Origin of the sequence: Flectobacillus rivi (assembly GCF_030056655.1) — a bacterium.
In the GTDB taxonomy this organism is placed as follows: domain Bacteria; phylum Bacteroidota; class Bacteroidia; order Cytophagales; family Spirosomataceae; genus Flectobacillus; species Flectobacillus rivi.
This window is the reverse complement of sequence record NZ_JASHIE010000015.1, coordinates 142,839-164,918: the sequence shown is the minus strand read 5'-3', so window position 1 is coordinate 164,918 and position 22,080 is coordinate 142,839. Positions and strand designations below refer to the sequence as shown.

The 22,080-nt window shown below is 37.8% G+C and carries 17 protein-coding genes; 8 read left to right on the top strand and 9 right to left on the bottom strand.

The genetic code is table 11. The annotated features are described in order from the left end of the window. Positions 1-195 precede the first annotated feature (195 nt). Entirely contained in the window at positions 196-1,653 is a 1,458-nt protein-coding gene (gene gatB, locus QM481_RS20100) for an Asp-tRNA(Asn)/Glu-tRNA(Gln) amidotransferase subunit GatB (protein WP_283383054.1), read from the bottom strand. 272 nt (positions 1,654-1,925) lie between these two features. Between gatB and QM481_RS20095 the strand changes: the two genes are divergently transcribed. The 4 genes from QM481_RS20095 (at position 1,926) to QM481_RS20080 (ending at position 4,240) form a co-directional block, all read left to right on the top strand. Further along, complete coding sequence (locus QM481_RS20095) at positions 1,926-2,471, top strand: RNA polymerase sigma factor (protein WP_205690943.1); 546 nt, start codon at positions 1,926-1,928, stop codon at positions 2,469-2,471. Positions 2,472-2,520: 49 nt separating this feature from the next. After that, positions 2,521-3,180 (top strand): hypothetical protein, encoded by a 660-nt coding sequence (locus QM481_RS20090; protein WP_283383053.1) that lies wholly within the window; start codon positions 2,521-2,523, stop codon positions 3,178-3,180. A gap of 120 nt (positions 3,181-3,300) precedes the next feature. Next, a complete protein-coding gene (locus QM481_RS20085; RefSeq protein WP_166552335.1) occupies positions 3,301-3,807 on the top strand; it encodes a hypothetical protein in 507 nt (168 codons plus the stop codon). 43 nt (positions 3,808-3,850) lie between these two features. Continuing rightward, a complete protein-coding gene (locus QM481_RS20080; RefSeq protein WP_166552336.1) occupies positions 3,851-4,240 on the top strand; it encodes a hypothetical protein in 390 nt (129 codons plus the stop codon). A 323-nt stretch (positions 4,241-4,563) separates the two neighbouring features. Here QM481_RS20080 and QM481_RS20075 read toward each other — a convergent pair whose 3' ends face one another. The 3 genes from QM481_RS20075 to QM481_RS20065 form a co-directional block, all read right to left on the bottom strand. After that, positions 4,564-4,950, bottom strand: a complete 387-nt coding sequence (locus tag QM481_RS20075) for a MerC domain-containing protein (RefSeq protein ID WP_166552337.1) — start codon at positions 4,948-4,950, stop codon at positions 4,564-4,566. Between the two features lie 165 nt (positions 4,951-5,115). Then, entirely contained in the window at positions 5,116-5,247 is a 132-nt protein-coding gene (locus QM481_RS20070; protein WP_255406884.1) for a hypothetical protein, read from the bottom strand. Positions 5,248-5,364: 117 nt separating this feature from the next. Then, on the bottom strand, positions 5,365-6,846 hold the full coding sequence (locus QM481_RS20065; RefSeq protein ID WP_095166160.1) for a type III PLP-dependent enzyme domain-containing protein: 1,482 nt from the start codon (positions 6,844-6,846) through the stop codon (positions 5,365-5,367). Positions 6,847-7,242: 396 nt separating this feature from the next. Between QM481_RS20065 and QM481_RS20060 the strand changes: the two genes are divergently transcribed. Both QM481_RS20060 and trpA read left to right on the top strand, forming a co-directional pair. Beyond that, complete coding sequence (locus tag QM481_RS20060; RefSeq protein WP_283383052.1) at positions 7,243-8,604, top strand: UDP-N-acetylmuramate--L-alanine ligase; 1,362 nt, start codon at positions 7,243-7,245, stop codon at positions 8,602-8,604. Positions 8,605-8,673: 69 nt separating this feature from the next. Further along, positions 8,674-9,450, top strand: coding sequence for a tryptophan synthase subunit alpha (gene trpA, locus QM481_RS20055; RefSeq protein ID WP_283383051.1), 777 nt, complete (start codon positions 8,674-8,676; stop codon positions 9,448-9,450). A 234-nt stretch (positions 9,451-9,684) separates the two neighbouring features. Here the strand turns inward: trpA and QM481_RS20050 are convergent, their stop codons facing one another. Next, complete coding sequence (locus QM481_RS20050; protein WP_283383050.1) at positions 9,685-13,911, bottom strand: T9SS type B sorting domain-containing protein; 4,227 nt, start codon at positions 13,909-13,911, stop codon at positions 9,685-9,687. 441 nt (positions 13,912-14,352) lie between these two features. On the opposite strand from QM481_RS20050, the gene QM481_RS20045 reads away from it, so the two are divergent. Beyond that, on the top strand, positions 14,353-15,420 hold the full coding sequence (locus QM481_RS20045; protein WP_166552341.1) for a PorP/SprF family type IX secretion system membrane protein: 1,068 nt from the start codon (positions 14,353-14,355) through the stop codon (positions 15,418-15,420). 251 nt (positions 15,421-15,671) lie between these two features. Here QM481_RS20045 and ettA read toward each other — a convergent pair whose 3' ends face one another. Next, positions 15,672-17,339, bottom strand: coding sequence for an energy-dependent translational throttle protein EttA (gene ettA / locus QM481_RS20040; protein ID WP_166552342.1), 1,668 nt, complete (start codon positions 17,337-17,339; stop codon positions 15,672-15,674). A 599-nt stretch (positions 17,340-17,938) separates the two neighbouring features. Between ettA and QM481_RS20035 the strand changes: the two genes are divergently transcribed. Then, entirely contained in the window at positions 17,939-19,219 is a 1,281-nt protein-coding gene (locus QM481_RS20035; RefSeq protein ID WP_166552343.1) for a DUF349 domain-containing protein, read from the top strand. Positions 19,220-19,300: 81 nt separating this feature from the next. Here the strand turns inward: QM481_RS20035 and trpB are convergent, their stop codons facing one another. From trpB to trpC, 3 genes are all read right to left on the bottom strand, one after another. Then, entirely contained in the window at positions 19,301-20,488 is a 1,188-nt protein-coding gene (gene trpB, locus QM481_RS20030) for a tryptophan synthase subunit beta (RefSeq protein WP_283383049.1), read from the bottom strand. Positions 20,489-20,538: 50 nt separating this feature from the next. Continuing rightward, positions 20,539-21,180 carry a phosphoribosylanthranilate isomerase gene (locus tag QM481_RS20025; RefSeq protein ID WP_166552345.1) on the bottom strand — a complete coding sequence of 214 codons (642 nt, stop codon included), beginning with the start codon at positions 21,178-21,180 and terminating at the stop codon, positions 20,539-20,541. 102 nt (positions 21,181-21,282) lie between these two features. Further along, entirely contained in the window at positions 21,283-22,074 is a 792-nt protein-coding gene (gene trpC / locus QM481_RS20020; protein ID WP_283383048.1) for an indole-3-glycerol phosphate synthase TrpC, read from the bottom strand. Positions 22,075-22,080: the final 6 nt, after the last annotated feature.

Genomic DNA, 22,080 nt, shown 5'->3' with positions numbered 1-22,080 from the left:
GCGGTAACTGATAAAAGGATAAAAGGCATTTATTAGACGTTTTACAAAAATAGAATCGTAATGAATGTCTAATAAATGCCTTCAGAATAATTGAGCTGTTGGCGATAGGCTTTCAGCAAGTGATTCCAGAATCATTTGCATTGAATGACATCGAATACTTGGTTTATTCGACAGCCTTTTCCCTATGCGCTCTTATTAAAGCGAGTCGAGTGTTTTTTGTAAAAGTGCGGTAGTAACTTTTGGATCGGCCGAACCTTTTGATTTTTTCATAATGTCGCCCATAAACATGCCCAAAAGCCCTTTTTTGCCGTTTTTATACTCTTTTACTTTGGCTGGATTGGCTGCCAAAACCTCATCAATTAACGACTGAAGCGTGTCGGTATTGCTTTGTTGAATCAAATTCTTTGCTTCAGCAATCTGAAGTGGACTAGCCGACGTATCTGTTACCATCACAGGGAAAATCTGTTGTGAGGCGGTTGAGGTACTCACTTTCCCTTCATCTACAAGGTTAATCAGTTGTGCTAACTTTTCAGGAGTAATGGTTAACTGCTCAATTTCCAAATGATTGTCATTGAGATATGATTTTACCGTACCCATAATCCAGTTTGAAGCCGCTTTGTAGTTTTTGGTAAACTGACAAGTTGCGTCAAAATATTCGGCTACCTCACGGCTATCTGTTAACACACCTGCGTCATAATCTGGCAAGCCATAAGTTTTAGTAAACTTATCGAAAAGCTCCCAAGGTAAAGCAGGCATTTGAGCTTTTACTTGATTGATTAAGTCTTCAGAGATATGTAAAGGTACCAAGTCTGGTTCAGGGAAATAACGATAATCGTTCATTGATTCCTTTTCACGCATACCCGAAGTACGTCCAGTAGCAGGATCGAAGTTACGCGTTTCCTGAATAATTTTCTCACCAGCTTCAACGGCCTCTATCTGACGAACTACCTCATAATCAATTGCTTTTTGAATAAAGCGAATCGAGTTCATGTTTTTGATTTCAACTTTTGTACCAAAAACTTTACTTCCGACTGGCATCACAGAGATATTGACATCGCAACGCAATGAGCCTTCTTCCATGTTACCATCGCAAATATGCAGGTATCTTACAAGCTTACGAACCTCGGTCATAAATTGAGCAGCCTCTTCCGATGACTTGATTTCTGGTTCTGTTACCATTTCAACCAAAGGTGTACCAGCACGGTTGTAGTCAATAAGACTGTCGCTCGAACCCTCGGCATGAAGAGATTTTCCAGCGTCTTCTTCCAAGTGAATATGGTGGAATCGTACGACTTTTTCACCTGTAGATAATTTCACTTTTACGCCACCACCAATACAAATGGGTGTTTTGTCTTGTGTAATCTGATACCCTTTTGGAAGGTCAGGATAGAAATAGTTTTTGCGGTCAAAATATTGATATTCAGATATTTTTGAGCCAGCAGCAAAGCCCATTTTGATAGCGTACTCAACCGCTTTACGATTAAGTTTTGGCAAAGTTCCTGGGTGTCCCAGCGTAATGGGAGAAATATGGGTATTGGGCGCAGCTCCAAAAGAGGCAGAGTCTGCTGCAAAAATTTTACTTTCTGTTTGAAGTTGAGCGTGTACCTCTAGGCCAATAACAACTTCATATTTGTTTCTAATTTCTTGGTTCACAGAATATTAATTTCAGTTTGAGGCAAGAATCTTCTGTATTTTTGTAAAAAAGTTTCTGCCTTGTGGAACAATCGTCTACAAAGATAGTAAAAAGCATGGCTCGGTATAACCAGCAATGCTAAGTGATTGGAAATTTGATGGTTTTCAAAAAATAAATCATCCTATTCCAACCTTTTAAGTCAAGAAAAGCTCTTTGTAGTAAAATGTTCAAAAAACACATTTTTATAATGCCCTGAGGCGTTGTATGTATTGTCCGTAAGCTTATAAACACATTGAATACATTGGAACTTGAAAAAGACCTCATAAACGCTTGTTTGCAAAACGACCGCATTGCACAGCGAAAGCTCTATCAGGCTTACGCATCGCGTATGTTGGTGGTATGCTCACGCTATGCACAAAGCAAGGCCGAAGCGGAGGATATTCTTCAAGAAGCTTTTATAAAGATATTTCAAAACTTGGCTAGTTTTAGAGGTGAAAGTACGATTGGCGCATGGATTAAAAGAATTGTTATCAATACGGCCATTAAGCATATTCGTTCACAACAGCCTTGGCAGGATATGTCGGATGTTGCCGAATTTGAAAACCATTTTTCGGACAAAGGCACGAGTATCGAAGGAATTCATTTTCAGGAATTGTTGGCTATGATTCATAAATTACCGAAGGGCTGTCAAACCGTATTTAACTTGTATGCTATTGAAGGATATCAGCACCACGAAATTGCTGAAATGTTAGGTATTTCGGAAGGAACATCAAAGTCGCAATATTCGCGCGCTAAGCAATTATTGCAAGCACAACTTTCGTATGATAAAGTAGGATAAAGCACAAATGAAATAATATGACAAAATCTTTACTGATAAAATCACTATAATGGATAATTCATCACACAATTCTTTTGAGGACCAATGGCGTGACGCCTTCGATGATGCCTCTATGACCCCATCCGACTGGATATGGGATGGCATAGAAGCGTCCTTGGAGCAGTCTGCACCTTCGTCGTCCGCACCAGAAGCGAGTGGTGGGATGGCCAAAGGTAGCCTTGGGCTTTATTCTGCTGGACTAGCAGTAGTGGTGTTGGTTGGCGCATGGTTATTGAAGCCTGAAGATGATAGCACTAAAGACTTGCCTGAGCAGCCGAGTGTTCATCAACAAACAGTCGTAAAGCCTGTTCGCACTCCAGAAAAAAAACAGGATGAAAATTACGTAGTAGTTGAGAAAAATATAGAGCCTGCAACCCCAAGTATTAGGCAAGAGGAGGCTCCAACTGCATCGCAACCGATATTAGTAGAAGAACTTGTGAAAAAGTCGGTAGTTGATTCTATTAATTTTATATCACCAACCACTACCAAAGAGATACCTGTAGCTCATGATGGATTACAAGTAAATCATAGAGTGATGGAACCAACAGTTCCTTCCATCCAGACGCCCTATTTTGAGCCACAACCACCCGTTCCTGTCAAAACACAGAAAAAGGGCTTTTTGAAAAATGTTAAAATAACAGTCGGCGCAGGGGTATATCAAAGACCTTAAAATGAATGTAGAGTTTTGAGTTGTGAGTGATGAGTTTTTCTTTGTCCTTGCCTAAAATAGGTTGCCCTCAAAACTCCTCATTCTGAATTCAATACTCTTAACTTATCTTTCATTATATCTATGAAAAATCTACTCTTTTTATCAATCATATTAAGTGTTTTGGGTTGTGCTTCTAGTTCAAGTAGTGTTGTAGACTCAGAAGTGCTCAAAAATCAAACGATTGATTTGACCAAAAATAATTTGAGTGAATACATTGTTTTTGGAAATGTAGGCTTAGGATGGGGGTGTCGTACCTATGGACTGTATTTGTATGCAGGTGATCAATTGTTTGTTGATACAACTAGTGCCTATTGTAAAAATGCTGAAAATTATCGTTTTCAAGGCTATAAACTAGGTGCTACAGAAAAAGCGAAAGCTGAGCAAATTGTTCAGAAAATAAAAAACCATTTGAGCACGATTAAAGATGATGGTCAGGCTATTCAAACGATAGGTTGCCCTGGCTGTGCAGATGGAGGAATGTTATATGTGCAAGTTAAAACAAGCCAATCCTTGAAAGCATGGCGATTGGATGACATGATTGATACTCATCAGAAATTAATTGTTGAAGTGGCAACGATTAAACGTTAGTATAAACCTCAAAACTGTAATAAACTACAAACAAATTAACATTATGAAAAGGTTATTAATATTTGCCCTCTCGGGGTTACTATTATGGAGTTGTTCTAAAGGAGGAATAGGAGGGGATGGCTTGTCAGAAGAGGAAATGGATTATCAAAAATTAACCCAAATGGGAGCTGAGATTAAAGATTATGCTAAAAACAAAGCATGTGCTGGCGACGAATGCCGTGTAATGTCGATGGGCTCTAAGGCTTGTGGTGGTCCAACACAATTTATTGTGTACTCGGTCGGAAAGGTAGATGAGAAAGTTTTGACTCAAAAAATCAATAGTTATACCGAATACGAACGTCAACTTAATATCAAATATAGTCGAATATCAGATTGTGCCATGATTGCTATTCCAACAGTAGACTGTGTGAATGGGTTATGTGTAACAAAATAATAGAAGCTTTATCCCTAATTGAGTGATTATTTTAAGATTTGTATTCTAGCGGTAAAGGCGCAAGCACTGGGTGTAAAATCAAGTTGTATTTAGTAAGATTACACATAATTCATCCTGAATTTTGTAACTAGGATGATTTTACAATTCTTCATTAAAAAAGCGGTCGAAAAATAATTTTCGACCGCTTTTTTGCTATTAGTATGCTATATCTGACTAGGCTTAAGACGCAAAAAGTTGCATCTCAATAGTTGGAATACAAATTTTAGAAGAATCAATCACTAATTCACTCAATCAAAACTCACTCAATTAGAAGGATGATACTTCTAACACGAACAACTTGCTTTTGCCTTCCAATTGACATAATAAGCAGAAGCAATCAAAATCGCACCAACGAAGCCTGTCAAAAATTCGTATTGCTCGCCAGTCCATAAGAGTTCGATACCTTTTACAACTAAACTTCCAAGCAATAAGGTCAAAGGAACAATAGAATGGTGTTTGCGGTAGTCAGCAATCAATAAAGCGCCAGCCAAAGCAACACTTGCTCCAATAAACCAAATTTCCCAAGAATGATTGTGGAAAAGACTACTTCCCAAGTAAGGCAATACTGTCATCACCACAGGAGTAGCAATACAATGAATTGCACAAATGACAGAAAGATAGAATCCTACCTTCTCAATGGGTGTTTCGTTATGTGAATGTGAGTGATGCATAATTGTAATACTGTTGCAAAATTAATACAATGCAACAATATTGCAAACATCTACCTAAGGATATTTTGTTCCCGAGTAGTAAGTATTTTTTACTATTGATTTTAAATGAAAAACCTCTGTTCCTAATTGTGAATAGAAACAGAGGTTTTAAAAATGTCCTAATGATTAATTACGACCTTTGTAAGCTGGCTTGTCGATGCTCGTAGTACCGTAAGCAGGGCAGTTGTTTTTTCTGCCACAAGAAGTTGCCATTGCTACTACTGCCAACAAAACCAAAATAACTGAAGCTCTTTTCATGAGATATAATTTTATAAAGTTGATACCAATGATGTATTTGATAGATTTGGCCATTGAGAGGCATAATACTACAAAAATACAAATATCTCTCAAGCTTAAACTCTAATATCCACAAAATTATTGTTCGATAAGAGACAGATTTTCAGCATGTTTTACTTCTTCTTGACTCAATACTGTTGCTTGAGCTTCGGCTTTTTCGGTAGAACCGTAGCCTAAAATGTTAAGCATACCATAGCTTTCTTGTGCTGACGCAAACAGCTGTGTCGTAATAGTACCATCTTCCAGACGATCAACCAAGACGTGTTTTGGAGCAGGAATCAAGCAGTGTTGAATACCACCATAACCACCTAATGATTCTTGGTAGGCACCTGTATGGAAAAATCCAACATATTGACGCTCTTGACCTTCTTCAAAAATTGGTAAGTACAAATCTGAGCTATGAGCTTCGGTATTATAGAAGTCCATAGAGTCGCAAGTCAAACCACCTAAGTTTACTTTTTGGTATGGCGAGCCCCAGTTGTTTACAGGAAGCATGATATATTTTTGGTTCATACCCCAAGAGTCAGGCAATTGAGTAATAAACGAACCATCAATCATGTACCATAATTCCTTATCATTTTGGAGTTTTTGGTCAATGATTTCGTATAAAACAGCACCACTTTCGCCTACTGTGTAAGAACCAAACTCTGTAAAGATATTTGGAACAGGGACGTTATTTTTGTTACAAATCCATGAAATAGATTCCACGATTTCATCAATCATTGCTTGGTAATCGTAATTAAATTGCAATGAAGTTTGAATCGGTAAACCACCACCCAAGTCGATAGAATCTAAATCTGGGCAGATTTTTTTCATTTCACAATATTTGTAAATAAAGCGGCTCAATTCAGACCAATAGTAAGCACTGTCTTTAATGCCAGTATTGATAAAGAAGTGCAACATTTTGAGCTTATACTTGCTGCTGTTCTGAATTTTGTTTTTATACAAATCCATTACATCAGAATAGCGAAGCCCCAAACGTGAAGTATAGAAAGCAAAATCTGGCTCTTCATCAGTGGCAATACGGATACCCAAATTGACAGTCTCGGCAGTTACTGATTTATCATAAAAATCAATTTCTTTAAGATTGTCCAAAATAGGAATACAATTAAAGCCCTCATTGATTAACTCGCTGATATATTGAGTATATAAAGGCAACTTGTAGCCATTGCAAAGAATGTAAGTAGATTTTGAAATCTTACCTTCATCATATAGCTTGCGAATAATAGGAATATCGTAAGAAGAGGATGTTTCGAGGTGAACATTATGACTCAGAACCTCTTCGACCACAAATCTAAAATGCGAAGACTTTGTACAGTAACAATACGTATAATTTCCCTTGTAATTGTACTTCTTAATAGCATTCTTGAACATGCGCTTGGCATTTTCGATATGCTCACCAATTTTTGGTAAATACGTGATTTTCAGGGGAGTCCCGTATTGTTTTATGATGTCCATCAACGGTACGTTGTTGAACATTAATTCGTTGTTTTCGTCAATGTTAAACTCAAGAGTTGGAAACTCAATCGTCTGGTCAATGAGGTCAATGTAATTTTTCATCCTACTGCGAAAAGCATAAAGCGAGTTTTTATGTTCGAAATTATTTAAGTTTGTGAGTATTCGTCCTAAGAAACGAAAACCGCAAGAAATTTTACTAACGAAAATCGACTTGCGGAGTTTACTCATAAAAAACGTGCAAAAGTGCAATAAAAGTATGACCTTTGCAAGAATCTAATTTGGATTTATTTTTATTTCACAATTTGATAAAATTATTCTGTCAAATTATTTGATTATCAAAGAGTTGTATCGATAAATAATTCAAGTGAGTAATATGTGAATTTTCTTGAAAATGATTCATTATCAGTTAGTTAGTTTCTTGGAAAAGTCATAGCAAATCCAAAACCACAATCTTTTTAACGAACAATGTTTTGAACTGGAAAGTTCGAGTTAAATTTTATGAAAAAAGTTCACTTTATCGCTATTGGGGGGGCAGCGATGCACAATTTGGCTATCGATCTGCATAATAATGGTTATTTAGTTACGGGTTCGGACGACGAAATATATGAGCCTTCACGTAGCTTATTGGCAGCTTGTGGCTTATTACCAGCCGAAATAGGTTGGTTCCCTGAGAAGATTTCAGAAGATTTGGACTGTGTAATTTTGGGTATGCATGCCAGAGTGGACAATCCTGAATTGTTGAAAGCTCAAGAATTAGGAGTGAAAATTTACTCATATCCTGAATTTATTTATCAAAATAGCCAAAATAAGCAAAGAGTGGTGATTGCTGGAAGTCACGGAAAAACTACGATTACATCGATGGTTTTACACGTATTGAAATTCCACAATCGCAAATTTGATTATTTGGTAGGGGCTCGTATCGAAGGTTTTGAGACTATGGCCAAACTTTCGGATGCTCCTGTGATTGTGATTGAAGGCGATGAATACTTATCATCACCAATCGATCGCCGTCCAAAATTTTTGCACTACCATCCGCACGTAGCTTTGATTTCGGGAATTGCTTGGGATCATATCAATGTATATCCACAATTTGAGGAATATGTGCATCAGTTTGAACTGCTTGCGCAAGATTTGCCAAAATCAGGTAGTTTGATTTATGACGAAACAGATTCGTTAGTAAACACTGTGGGTCAAAAAGAATATGCTGATATTCAGAAATATGCCTACAAAGCTCATCCAGCTGTGGTGAGAAATGGAAAGACTTTTTTACTATTACCTGATAAAAAAGAACTAGCAATCGAGGTATTTGGAGAACATAATCTCAAAAACCTCAACGGCGCACGTTTGATACTGAGCCAGATTGGTATCGAAGACGAGCAGTTTTATGAAGCAATTGCTTCGTTTAAAGGAGCTGCTAAGCGCTTAGAGCTAGTAGGACAAAACGATGAAACGGTGTTTTATCGTGATTTTGCTCATGCACCATCTAAGGTGGAGGCGACAACCAAAGCGCTCAAAGGACAGTTTCCCAACCGTCATTTAGTGGCTTGCTTGGAGTTACACACTTTTAGTAGTTTGAACAAAAACTTCTTGAAAGAGTATGCTCACAAGTTGGACGGAGCTGATACCGCAGTTGTATATTTCAGTCCTAAAACCCTTGAACACAAAAAGATGCCAGCGCTTAGTGTAGAAGAAGTCAAAGCAAATTTTGCGAACAGCAATCTCGAAGTATTTACTGATAACCAGTCTCTGAAGACATTTCTTTTGAGTAAGCGATGGCGCGGCTCAAACTTACTGATGATGTCGTCGGGGACCTTTGATGGTCTGGATTTCAAAGAATTATCTAGTCAAATACTTTCGTAAAATTATGGTACAGTTCGGGAAGATGAACCTTGTGTTCGCTTGCTGTACATATTGAACTTTTATACAATCATGAATCGTATTACTCAACTTTTTGAACAGAAGAAAAATAACGTACTAAATATTTACTTTACAGCGGGTTATCCACAGCTAAACGATACTACTACTATTTTGAAAGCTTTGGACGAAAGTGGAGCTGATTTAGTAGAAATCGGAATGCCTTATTCAGATCCTGTGGCTGACGGTGAAACTATCCAACATGCTAATCAAGTAGCTTTGGATAATGGTATGAGCGTAAAGTTGTTGTTTGAACAACTCGCTGGCATTCGTCCTGCTATCAAAGTACCAATTTTATTGATGGGTTATATCAATCCAGTATTACAGTTTGGTATAGAAGAATTTTGTAAAAAATGCCAAGAAGTAGGAGTGGATGGTTTGATTTTACCAGACCTTCCTGCTGATGTGTATGAAGAAGATTATAAAGCAATTTTTGAGAAATATGGTATTTTAAATATCTTCTTAATTACGCCTCAAACTTCAGAAAGCCGTATTAGCCATATCGATGCTATTTCAGAAGGCTTTATTTACATGGTATCTTCGGCAAGTATTACAGGGGCAAAATCGGGTATTTCTGATGAGCAAGAGGCTTACTTCAGTCGTATAAATGCCATGAATCTGAAAAACCCTCGTTTGATTGGTTTTGGTATTTCGGATAATGCTACTTTCACAAAAGCATCATCACATGCAGCTGGTGCAATTATTGGTAGTGCGTTTATCAAAGTTGTAACTGAAGCAAAAGATTTATCAGCTGATATTAGTGCTTTTGTAAAATCAGTAAAAGGAGAATAAAATCGAAGAACTACTATATTGAGTGATTGGAGATTGAGTGAATGGGTGATTGTTTTTTATCTATATTTTACCCTTAGATATACAATATATTATGTCTAATCTCAATGCCTTTCGTCTAAAGATTTATTATCAAAAAAGCGGTCGAAAATTGTTTTTCGACCGCTTTTTTGATAAATACTTGAATGCCAAATCACAAGACTGACGAATAATCACAATTCACTCAATAGATATTCTTTACCACGCCACCGTTACAGCTCCCCGTTTTACTTGTAAAGGTGTGCCTATATTAGGCTCTGGATATTCAGGGCGATAAGTTATTTCCCAAGCATAACTATTAGGAGGTGCTAAGACTCCTCTAAATTTACCGTCCCATTCGTCTTCCCAATCATAAGATACAAATACTAATTCGCCCCAACGGTTATAGATTTTTAGGGAAAATCCTTCTTTTAAAATATGTCTAGGGAAAATTTTAAAAGTATTATTGTATCCGTCATTATTTGGGGTAAAGATATTAGGAACCATGATGTCTGGAAGACACAGGTCATACACCAAAGTACTAGCTTTGATGCTACAACCTTCGAGATTCGTTATTTTAACAGTATAATTGCCAACAGAAGAAACCTTAATTTTTTGAGAGGTTGCACCTGAAGGTGACCATTCATATTTCCATGTATTTCCTGCATTGCCAGGGTCAAGTTCAAGCTCTTTCCCATCAGCAATACACAAAGGAACTTCAGACTTTAGACTACTAAATGGTATCGGAAGAATATTTACATTAATATCATCGCTAGAATTACAAGCGCCATTTGAAACTATCAAAGCATAATTTCCTGATTTTGTAGGCGTAATTTGAGGCGTTGATTCTCCAGTACTCCATCTAAATGTCCAGTTCGGATCTGTAGGAATACCAATTATTACGGAGGTATTTTTACAAAAAACAATATCTTCTCCTAAATCTACATACGGCTTGGATACGGTTGAAATATTAACACTACCTCTACCTGTACAGGTATTTTGGGTGTAACTATAAGTAATAGTTTCAGTTTTGATAAAAGTCGCAGGAGTATATAACCCTGTTGCACTGATATTGCTCGATCCACTCCATGTTCCACCCACAGGTGTGGCACGTAGTTGTACAGGTGTAGCTCCTATACATAAGAAAGATGGACCTGTAACACTCACTTTAGGACTTGCTTTGAAAGTAACCGTTGTACGAGCTGAGTTATTGCATTTGCCATCTAATGACGTAATCGTAACACTGTAAATACCAGCATATTGAACATTGATAGTTGGCGTAGTCGCTCCTGTGCTCCATAGTACTGTTCCTGTAGGCGTTTGATTTAGCGTTAACGTAACGGATTCTCCTTCACATTTTACCACGGGAGGCTCGATGCTCAATTGAGTACTAGCAACTTTTAGTAACGTAATAGGAGAGGTCGTGTACTGACAACCTTCTACTGTTTCAAGAACAATCTGATAAGTTCCCACACCCAAATTACTAATTTTATATTCTTTATCTTTTACAAAAATACTACTCATATCTCCACTTGCTACACGATCATACACACCGTTATTTTGCTGTAAAAGCACATATTTAGCTGGAATGAATAGGTTTGTAGCTCCAAGCATAATTGTGATGCTACCATCTGTTAGACAAGTCACAGGTGTTGAGCGTGTAGTGATTGCAGTGTTTGGTAGTTTAGTAGGTTGCAAGTTAAAATCAGCATTTTGATAACACGTATTAGGACTACTGATACTTACTTGATAAACCCCTGGTCCCAGTCCAGAAAGACTACTACCTCTCAGACTAGGTACTATAGAGCCATTTTTCTTCCAAATAAAACTATAGTTGTCAGTTGGAGAAAAATTGGTTAAAGCAATTGTTCCATCTTGTGCGTTACAAGCTGTTGGGTTGGTAATAGCAGACGTAAAAGTTGCTTTAGGTCTAGCTGTAACCTGAATGTCATCACTAACAGTACATTGTGTGGTGCCTATTAATGTTTTGATAGTAACAGTATATTTTCCTGTTGTTGATACCGTTATTGAAGGTGTTGTCGCTCCAGTATTCCATAAGTAAGTAGTGGAATTACTTAAATTTGAATTGGCTGCATTTAGTACAATAGAGCTATTTTGGCAAATATTGGTATCTGCTACCGCAAAAGGAGGAGCTTGTGCCAATATGACTTTTATCTCATCTTCTTTGATACATCCATTGCTTTCAACAAATACCTTGTAAGTGCCAGACTGAGTAACATTGAGCGTAGATAAAGTATCAGCTAATAACCCACCGTCTTTTTGCCAAAAGTAATGGCTATTGGCTATTGTATTTTTTGAATCTAAGGTCGTACTAGCAGCACATAGCTGTATATCGTTCCCCAAATCAGGATTGGGCATTGGTTTTATCGTAAATTCTTGTGCTGGCAAAGTGGTATCAGATTTACAGCGGTTTGCCATTGTTACAGTAACATGATACAAGCCAGGCTCAGACAGCGTTGTGCTTACCTGCAAGTCTTTGTCAGAACCAGTACCTCCTAGGGTTGCAACAGGAAAGGAGGTTTCGGGTTGTCCTTGCTGTGGAGCTGGTCCTTTGTAAACTTTCCAAAGAGTTTTGGTATTTTTCAGCTTCTCTCCACAGAGATGATTGGCTTGAAATTGTGTAGGAGCACCCAAACAAGTGTCACCAACCGAAATACCAGATTGCTGATCTTGGTCGGGAGTTACGGATGTATTGTTGGGTAATCCTAATTGGCTCAATTTTCCTGCTAAATCAAATCCTTGAAGCTTGTATTCTAAAGTATCTACTTTACTACCTGTTTGTAAAATAATATTGGGTTGGCCAATTACTGCCAAATGTGTACTACCCTGAACAGCCATATATATTTTGCTGTCAGGTCCTATTTTCAGAGCTCCAAAGTTTTTGGTACTAGTACTATCAATGAGTTTTCGAGATAGACTAATGGTGGCCGAATCCTTGGAGGTTAAGTCAAACTGTAATAGTTGTGATTTAATGGTGGGATCGGCTGGTGGAAGGGTAGTAACACCCGCAGTAAGACTGGTGTACAAGCTATTACCATCTGGCGAAAACTCAGCACCGTACAGCGTTGGAGGTGCTTTGCCTAAATCAATGACTTTTTTGTTAGAAATAGCTCCCGTAGAATCCGCAAAATCATATATTTCTACATAGTTTCGATCTGGACCTGGCACTACATAAGCCATTTTGGTACCATCCTGCGAAAACTTCAAATACCCTTGCGCTTTACCCACAGAGTCTATTTTGGCACCAATACTAATTGTTTTGGAAATAGAAACCCCATTTTTCGTAACACGATACATACGATAGGTGTTATCACCATAGTCGTGGCTAACTACCCAATAAGTAGAATCTTTTGGCACATAAACAGAGGTCACACTTTCGGTGGTGCTATTGTTATCTAAAGGAATATTTTTCTCAATAACTTTTCCCAAACCTCCATCTCTACGCATATCAACAATAGAATAAGTAAGCTTTTTAGTGCCATTTATATCGGTTGTTGTAAATACATAATACGTTGACTGACAACCTTTACAGGATGGCACAGGTACAATGACGACCCCTTGGGTGGCGGTAGAACTACCAGCTAAAGGAGTACTAGAGGATACAGAGGGCATTAGTGTTCCGTCTGTACGATACACGTTTTTACCATCTGAATAAAAGATGGTATTTCCTTTTGTATCAGTTATTCCTGCTACACCTTCTAGGGAGTTTGTTTTGCCATTCCCATCGGCTGTTGGCTCGCCACTTTGAAACAAAATACCAGCACCTTGTCCAAAATACCAATATTCTTTAGGAGGTTGTGGTGGTGGAGGTACACAGAGCTTGACATTAAGTTTATTTTCTGTAGAACAGCCCGTCAAGGTATCTGTCACTTGGACAGAATAACAAGTTGTTGAGTCTGCCAATACTGTTTGTGTTGTATCTCCTTTCGGAAACCAGATGTATTTAAACTGTGGCTCGGCACCCCCAGTTCGATAGGGGTCAAGTTTAAGTTTATCGCCTTTACAAATGGTAGTATCTTGTTGCGAAGGATCATTGCCCAGATAGAAAGGTCGTGGGGGTTGATTTATCGTAATAACTTTGGTGTATGTTACAGGTCCAGATGTTTCATTCCTTGTTAGTGTTACCGTATAAGTACCTGCTGTAGCATACAAGTGAGCAGAATTTAGTCGAGTAGAGGTATTTTTGTTTCCACTGGTCGGGTCGCCAAAATTCCAAAGAACACTGGTTGCCTTCGTGATATGTAGGTCACGAAACTGCGTTGCGGCCGTTGAATCTGAGCACTCGGATAAACAAAGGTTTTTTACGGCAATATAATCTGGATTACTCGTAGTTTGTCCCATACCAACTACACTCATTCCTAGGAAAAGGAACGATACCAAAAGGATATGCAAAAAATACGGATATGATTTACCAAAATTTAACATTTGTTCGTTATCTATGTCGTGATACCCATCTTACAATTTACTCTAATAGACCGACAACTCAATTAAAGGGTTGTATATATACGCAGAGATGGCACTAGATTTGTAGAAAAAAATCATTTATTGAATAAACAAACTGTATAACTTTATGTTCAACAGTTATTTTAAACACAATTTTATATAATTTAACGAATAAGTAGGATATTAATTTTAAAGTAAACTCTAAAACGCTTTTTTACCTTCAAAAAGGTCTTTTTTTGTTAAAACTTAATATAAAAGTGCGATTCTAGCAGCTTTTTGTGCTCAAATGAGGTCATGTTATTAAAACCTATTTGGGCATTTCTTAAAATAGCTATGATTTAAGTTTTACGATAAGCTAGAAACCTATTCAATAAAATTTTAGAGATTTACCAAGAAATATGAGAAGTAACTTTTATCTATAATATGTTAAGAAAATCTATTTTAGGCTTAGGAATATTACTGGGAACTGTGTTAGTTGCGTTGGGGCAAGACCCTCAATACTCACAGTTTTATGCAGCTCCTTTATATCTTAACCCAGCATTTGCAGGGTCGGCTATGGCTCCCCGTGTGAATTTTAATCACCGTAATCAATGGCCTTCACTCAGTGCAAACTTTGTTACTTCATCGCTTTCGGCAGATATGTATCTCGAAAGAATCAATAGTGGCGTAGGCTTGTTGATTACAAATGATAGACAATTTTCAAATTTAAAAACTACCGATATTGGCGCAATTTATACATACCATCTCAAATTAAGCGATGGTCTATCTGCCAATCTCGGTGTACAAGGCTCGTATGTGAGTCGTAGTATCAATTTTGGGGATTATATTTTTGCAGATCAAATTCAGTCTTATCTCAATGGTGGCGGTTATCCGTCCAGCTATAATACCAGTGATCCAATCGTGACTGGTGGATTTGCTCCTACGATTCAATACTGGGATTTTTCTTCAGGTGGGATTGTTTACTCAGAAAGATTTTGGGCTGGACTCTCAGTACACCATATCAATCAGCCTAATCAGTCTTTTGGTAATGCTGATGCCAAACTACCTATGAAAATAGGCGTACAGGCTGGATACAGAATTCCTTTAGCGGATTATGAAATTGGGAATAATTTAGGAAGTCAAATAGAAAAAGAGAAAAGCTTAACACCTGTTGTCCATTACAAACACCAAGGAGCATTTGACCAGTTGGATGTGGGTATGTACTTGACCTATTCGCCACTTGTACTTGGGGCTTGGTATAGAGGTATTCCGTTAAAAACATATAAAAAAGACAATACGACTTACTTGAGCAACGATGCCGCAGTTATTTTGATAGGGTATCGTCAAGATAACTTTTCGATTGGTTACAGCTACGACATGACTATTTCGAGCTTAGGTTCATCGACAGGTGGAGCACATGAGCTATCTCTTTCTTATGTATTTTCAGATTTGTTTGATTCTAAACCAAAATATCGTCCACGGAAAGCAGAGCTTCGTTGTCCGAAATTCTAAAGATATTCACCAAACATGAGCCATTCCTACATTTAGCGATTGAGTGATTGAGTGGATGAGTGATTATGTTAATATTTTCATCTAGCAGTAGAGACGCAATGATTGCGTCTAAAGCCGAGTCATATCTAGTATTTTAGTATCAAAAAAGGGGTCGGAAAATATTTTCCGACCCCTTTTTTGATGAAAGCTTGAAGAGTAGCCCCAATCTTAAAATTCGGGATAACTCATGAGTGATTCTAGTAATATGAATACTATTGTAATTTTTTGTATCTGATACGTTTTGGTGTGGCATCTGAGCCTAAGCGTTTACGACGATTTTCCTCGTAGTCAGAGAAGTTACCTTCAAACCAATATACTTGAGAATCGCCTTCGAATGCCAAGATATGCGTAGCCACACGGTCAAGGAACCAACGGTCGTGGGAAATAACTACGGCACAACCACCAAAGTTTTCAAGAGCTTCTTCCAACGCACGCAAGGTATTTACGTCGAGGTCGTTGGTAGGTTCATCTAAAAGTACCAAGTTAGCACCCTCTTTCAACATCATTGCCAAGTGAACACGGTTACGCTCCCCACCCGAAAGGTTGGCAATTTTCTTTTCTTGATCAGCACCTGCAAAGTTGAACTTACTTACGTAAGCACGAGCATTAACTTGTTTGTTGCCTAACATAATTTGCTCTGTACCCCCCGAAATAGTTTCAAAAACAGATTTACCTGCATCTAAAAGATGGTGTTCTTGGTCTACGTAAGTCATTTTAACAGTATCTCCGACTTCGAATGTACCAGAATCTGGGGTTTCTTGACCTGAGATAAGCTTAAATAATGTTGATTTACCAGCACCGTTTGGTCCAATAATACCTACAATACCTGCTGGAGGCAATGAGAAACTAAGGTTTTCGAATAATAATTTATCGCCATAAGCTTTTGATACATTATTTACTTCAATAACCTTATTACCCAAGCGTGGTCCTGGTGGGATAAATAATTCTAGCTTATCTTCTTTTTGTTTGTTTTCTTCCGAAAGGAGTTTTTCATAAGCCCCCAAACGAGCTTTAGATTTGGCCTGGCGGGCTTTTGGAGCCATACGTACCCATTCTAATTCACGTTGCAATGTTTTCTGACGCTTAGATTCGGTTTTCTCTTCCATAGCCAAGCGGTTTTGTTTTTGCTCCAACCATGAAGAATAATTTCCTTTCCATGGAATACCTTCGCCACGGTCAAGTTCCAAAATCCAACCAGCTACGTTGTCTAAGAAATAACGGTCGTGGGTTACGGCAATAACTGTTCCTTTATATTGACGAAGGTGTTCTTCCAACCACAATACCGATTCAGCATCGAGGTGGTTGGTAGGTTCATCGAGCAATAATACGTCTGGTTCTTGCAACAACAAACGGCAAAGCGCCACACGGCGTTTTTCGCCACCAGAAAGATTGCCTACTAAAGCCTCTGACGGAGGACAACGCAGTGCATCCATAGCTTTTTCGAGGCGAGTATCCAATTCCCAAGCATTGAAGTGATCCAATTTTTCTTGCACTTCGCCTTGGCGAGCCAATAATTTATCGAAGTCAGCATCTGGGTCGCCAAAAGCCTCGTTGATTTCGTCAAACTCTTTTAAAAGCCCAACAATTTCAGCGACGCCCTCTTCTACAATTTCTTTAACCGTTTTGGTTGGGTCTAATTTAGGCTCTTGCTCAAGCATTCCTACGGTATAACCTGGCGAAAACACCACATCGCCTGTATAGCTCTTGTCGATACCTGCAATTACTCGTAACAACGACGATTTACCAGCACCGTTTAGACCAAGCACCCCAATTTTGGCACCGTAGAAAAACGAGAGATAGATATTTTTGAGAATTGTTTTTTGTGGTGGAACAGTTTTAGAAACCCGTTCCATTGAAAAAATAATGGTTTCTTGACTCATTGTTTTTTTGTTTTATTCTAAAGGTCTATTTATATTAGTAAAATGAATATCTGGAGCCTTACGTAGCCTTTCAATAAAATGCTTGAAGCTCAATACTTTTAAGAAAAAGGATGAGTAAAGTACTAGAATTATTGACTTTAATTCAAGCAAAGTAAGTTCGGCGTCTGTAGGTTTTAGCAATTAAAAAAACTAAGAAATAAATTTGTCAAAGATACTAAAAGCAGAGTGGGGATTCAGTGTATAAGGCTTAGTTTTTATTTCCATTGGTAATTCATAGCGATTTTAGCATGTTAATGTTAAATTTTGTCCGAATAATGGATAATCGATATGTATAATTATATTTTTTATTGAAATTCAGTATATTGCAAAAAAAATATCAAACTAATAACCGATAAAAATCCACCAACAATCAATAAATTTGTCTTATTAATTCAAATAGGTTATTAACTAGATTTTTCATTCATTTTATTAAATTATTTATTCAGTTAGATAAAATAAATGAAGTACTCAAAATCAAAAAAGCTAATATTTAACCTAAACCATGAATCCCGTTAGAGCTATGAGCATTGCCAAAAACTCTAACCACGCAACGTAAACCAATGGAAAATACAGTAAAAAACCCTGCCGAGTATGGCTATTGTAAAGATGGTAAGGTCTATTTAAAAGGATATTTGGAATACCCAGACCGCCTGATTGGTGTTGTTCGTAACACCGAAGAAGAAGCTCTTCAGTATTTTGTTAATCGCTTTGCTATCGCAGAAAACAAAGTGAATTTGCTTTTCTCTCAAGTAGATGAAGCTCAAAACAAAGGCTCTTACCTAACTAAATTACTCCAACTACGTAAAAACCTCGTAGAGTTTGATGGTTTGGGTAATTTCGTACCTCTACTTCACAAGTTGGATGAGTTAGAATTGCAGTTGCGTGAGCTAATTCTAAACAATCAAATCAAAAATCTTGAAATAAAGAGAGCTTTGATTGAGGAAGCTAATCAAGCTGGTGCTATTGATGACTGGGCTAGAGCGACTGATGTCATTATGGAAATCAAAACCAAATGGCTGAAGACTGGTCCTGTTGATAAAGCATTGCAAGATGGCATTGAAACTGAATTTAATGGTATCGTTGACAATTTCTTCGTTCGTCGTCGTGAATACTATGCTGAGAAAAACCGTATCATCGACGAGAAGTTGGCTCAATTGCAACGTATCGTTGATAGTGCTCGTGCATTGCGTTACGAACAAGATGTAGATGCTGGTTTCCAAAAAGTAAAAGATTTACAACGTGAATGGAAAACCATCTCTCAAGTACCGCCTAAAAAGCAATCTATGCTTTGGAAGCAATTCAAGCGTTCTTCTGATTTCTTCTTCGAGCGTTATAACAATGTGAAGGGAATTGTATCGAAACCAAGAATCGATCCTCGTGCTCAACAAATGATGGACATGACTACCGAATTGGAGCGTAACTTCCCAGATCAACCAAATATTCCACAAACAGCAGAAAAAGCAAAAGCATATCTTGTAAAATGGAAAGAGCTTTCGACTTTGGCAAAAAGTGTGGATAGAAACTTGGCAGAACGTTTCCGTAACATTTGCGATAAGATTTTCGAAATGAACTACTTGTTGCGTGTTATCTCGTACCGTCACCCTGCTTTGCACGAAAAACCACGTATCGAGCAGTTGAAGATTATGATTAACCAAATGGATTATATGACGAAGAAAGAGAAAAACGAACTAGACTCGTTTATTTCTGAATCGCAATACTCTGGTCAAATGAATGACAAATTGGTTATCAACAAAATCAATACACAAAAGCGTAAAATTTCAATGAAAGAAACGCTTTTGGTAGAGTTCAAGAAAGAACTAGAAACTTTGTTGGGTCAGTAAGATTTGATAAAGAAGCAATAAAGAAAAATCCCTTTGGTGAGAGCCAAAGGGATTTTTTGTTATATCAATCAAATCAAAGTCCTACAAATGCTTCATATAAGTTGCTAAATCTTTATCGCCACGACCAGAAAGGTTGATTACAACCGTTTCGTTGGATTTAGCTCCTAATTCTTCCAATGCCGCTAAGGCATGAGCAGATTCCAACGCAGGAATAATCCCTTCTAGTTTTGATAATTGAAAACCAGCTTTCAAGGCAACTTCATCAGTAATAGCAAAGAATTTCGCACGCTTAGTGTCAAATAAATGTGCGTGCATAGGACCGATGCCAGGGTAATCCAAACCTGCCGAGATAGAGTGAGGTTCTACCACTTGACCATCTTCGGTTTGCATCAAGATACTACGACTGCCGTGTAATACGCCAGGTTTACCCAAAAATGTTGTAGCTGCCGAAAAACCTGAACTAATACCATGACCACCTGCTTCTGCGGCTACCAGCTGAGTTTGAGCATCATCTAAGAAATGATAAAATGCTCCCGCAGCGTTAGACCCACCACCTACACAAGCAATTACATAATCAGGATTAGTTTTTCCTGTTTTTTCTTGTAACTGCCATTTGATTTCTTCTGAAATAACAGATTGAAAACGTGCTACCATATCAGGATATGGGTGAGGACCTACAACTGAACCAATGATATAGTGAGTATCTACAGGATTATTAATCCAGTGGCGCATGGCGTCGTTAGTAGCATCTTTTAGGGTTTTTGAACCACTTTTAGCTGCACGAACTTCAGCTCCAAGCATTTTCATACGTGCTACGTTTGGTGCTTGGCGCTCAATATCGATTTCGCCCATGTACACAATACACTCCAAGCCCATCAAGGCACATACCGTTGCTGTTGCAACACCATGTTGACCAGCACCAGTTTCGGCTACGATACGTCTTTTGCCCAAACGCTTTGCCAATAAAGCTTGCCCGATGGTATTATTTACTTTGTGTGCGCCTGTATGACACAAGTCTTCACGCTTTAAGTAAATGGTAGTATTATATTTTTCAGAAAGACGTTCTGCTAAAAACAACGGCGTTGGACGACCTACATAGTCTTTCAATAAAGCGTCAAATTCAGCTTTGAAAGCAGGGTCATTGATAATACTCAAATAATTATTTTTGAGTTCCTCTACATTAGGATACAACATTTCAGGGATAAAAGCCCCTCCAAATTCGCCGTAGTATCCTTTTTCGTTTACATTATATTGTTGAGCTGTAGTCATTTGACACAAATAATTTTAAGATATGATTGTCTTTGGCTTTGTCACCTCTTTTACATTTCAACTTCTTCTGGTTTTAAGATTTTGATTAATTCACTTAGTTTATCAATATCCTTTAGCCCAGGTTCAAGTTCAAACTTACTGTTTACGTCAATTGCATGAATCCGTAATTGCTTTAAATCTAAGGTTTGAGCAGCATTTGCCAAACCTACACCACCTGCCAAGAAAAATGGTTTTTCGTTATCATAACGACTCAATAAAGACCAATCGAACGCCTGTCCTGTACCACCAACTTGTTCACCTACTTTGGTATCGAACAAAAAGAAATCACAATGAGGTTTGTAATTATGTAGCTTGGCAAAGTTGAAAGTACTGTCTACCGAAAAAGCTTTGATAATATTAACGCCTTTAAACTTCAAATTTTTACAAAAATCAGGAAGTTCTTCACCGTGTAGTTGAACATAATCCAAACTGTATTTTTTGACCGTATCCAAAATATAGGCTTGCGAAGCATTAACAAAAACACCTACCTTTTTGGTTGACTTAGGAAAGGATTTCAATAAATCTTCATCAAGCTCAGTTCCGACAAATCGGCTTGATTTATGATAAAAAATAAAACCCATGTAGTCAGGTTGTAAGGCTAATACTTCACGGATGTTTTCGGCATCACGCATTCCACATATTTTTAGTCTCATATCTTGACGTTAGTTGTTAGGAATTTGACGTTCTTGAAAAACAAAAATACTGAAAAAACATGACATTTTTGTGGAAACAAGGGTGCTAAAAAGCCATTTAATTTACTGAATCTGAGCAATTAGGCTTTTTAAGGTTTCGGCAGGGGCAGGAGTTTTCATAAATGTTTCTCCAATCAAAAAACCTCTGTATCCAACTTCTCTTAATTGCTTGATGGTTTCGGGTTGAGAAATACAACTTTCCGAAATTTTGATGCAATGACTTGGGATTTTTTCAGCTAATTCCAGCGAGGCGTTTACGTTTTGTTCCGCAAAGTTTTTAAGGTTACGGTTATTCACACCCACTACATCAATATACTCACATAGACTACGGTCAAGTTCTTCTTGATCATGAACCTCCAAGAGGGTTTCCATGCCTAAATCTTTTACGACTTTCCCTAGTTCGTAAATACGAGTAGGAGTAAGGTTGGCTGCAATTAATAAAATGACATCTGCGCCTAAAGCTTTGGCTTCAAAAATTTGGTATTCATCAATGATAAAATCCTTACGTAAAATAGGAATGGTAGGGTTAGCTTTGCGTGCAGCCAAAATATCTTCGTCCGAACCACCAAAGAAATCCATATCGGTCAAAACTGACAAGCAAGCTGCTCCAGCTTGGACATATCCCGTAGTTACTTCCTCAACTGTTACATCAGCATTGATAATACCTTTTGAAGGAGATTTTCTTTTAAATTCAGCGATGATTCCAGTAGAAGCAGGATTCAATAAGCTGGTTTTAAGAGAATTCGTGGTTTTAGCGAAATATCCTTTTTTAGTAAGCTCTTCGATTGATACAAGGGCTTTCCTTTCGGCTACTTCGCGAGCTTTATTTTCTATTATTTTATCTAAAATTGTCATTTCTTA

Bases quoted from the DNA above. Each gene is read 5' to 3' on its own strand.
- QM481_RS20070 (WP_255406884.1), bottom strand. From the start codon at position 5,247: ATGAAAAGAGCTTCAGTTATTTTGGTTTTGTTGGCAGTAGTAGCAATG.
- QM481_RS20090 (WP_283383053.1), top strand. From the start codon at position 2,521: ATGGATAATTCATCACACAATTCTTTTGAGGACCAATGGCGTGACGCC.
- trpC (WP_283383048.1), bottom strand. From the start codon at position 22,074: ATGACAATTTTAGATAAAATAATAGAAAATAAAGCTCGCGAAGTAGCC.
- QM481_RS20075 (WP_166552337.1), bottom strand. From the start codon at position 4,950: ATGCATCACTCACATTCACATAACGAAACACCCATTGAGAAGGTAGGA.
- QM481_RS20065 (WP_095166160.1), bottom strand. From the start codon at position 6,846: ATGAAAAATTACATTGACCTCATTGACCAGACGATTGAGTTTCCAACT.
- QM481_RS20025 (WP_166552345.1), bottom strand. From the start codon at position 21,180: ATGAGACTAAAAATATGTGGAATGCGTGATGCCGAAAACATCCGTGAA.
- QM481_RS20050 (WP_283383050.1), bottom strand. From the start codon at position 13,911: ATGTTAAATTTTGGTAAATCATATCCGTATTTTTTGCATATCCTTTTG.
- QM481_RS20045 (WP_166552341.1), top strand. From the start codon at position 14,353: ATGTTAAGAAAATCTATTTTAGGCTTAGGAATATTACTGGGAACTGTG.
- QM481_RS20080 (WP_166552336.1), top strand. From the start codon at position 3,851: ATGAAAAGGTTATTAATATTTGCCCTCTCGGGGTTACTATTATGGAGT.
- QM481_RS20035 (WP_166552343.1), top strand. From the start codon at position 17,939: ATGGAAAATACAGTAAAAAACCCTGCCGAGTATGGCTATTGTAAAGAT.
- trpB (WP_283383049.1), bottom strand. From the start codon at position 20,488: ATGACTACAGCTCAACAATATAATGTAAACGAAAAAGGATACTACGGC.
- QM481_RS20060 (WP_283383052.1), top strand. From the start codon at position 7,243: ATGAAAAAAGTTCACTTTATCGCTATTGGGGGGGCAGCGATGCACAAT.
- trpA (WP_283383051.1), top strand. From the start codon at position 8,674: ATGAATCGTATTACTCAACTTTTTGAACAGAAGAAAAATAACGTACTA.
- QM481_RS20085 (WP_166552335.1), top strand. From the start codon at position 3,301: ATGAAAAATCTACTCTTTTTATCAATCATATTAAGTGTTTTGGGTTGT.
- ettA (WP_166552342.1), bottom strand. From the start codon at position 17,339: ATGAGTCAAGAAACCATTATTTTTTCAATGGAACGGGTTTCTAAAACT.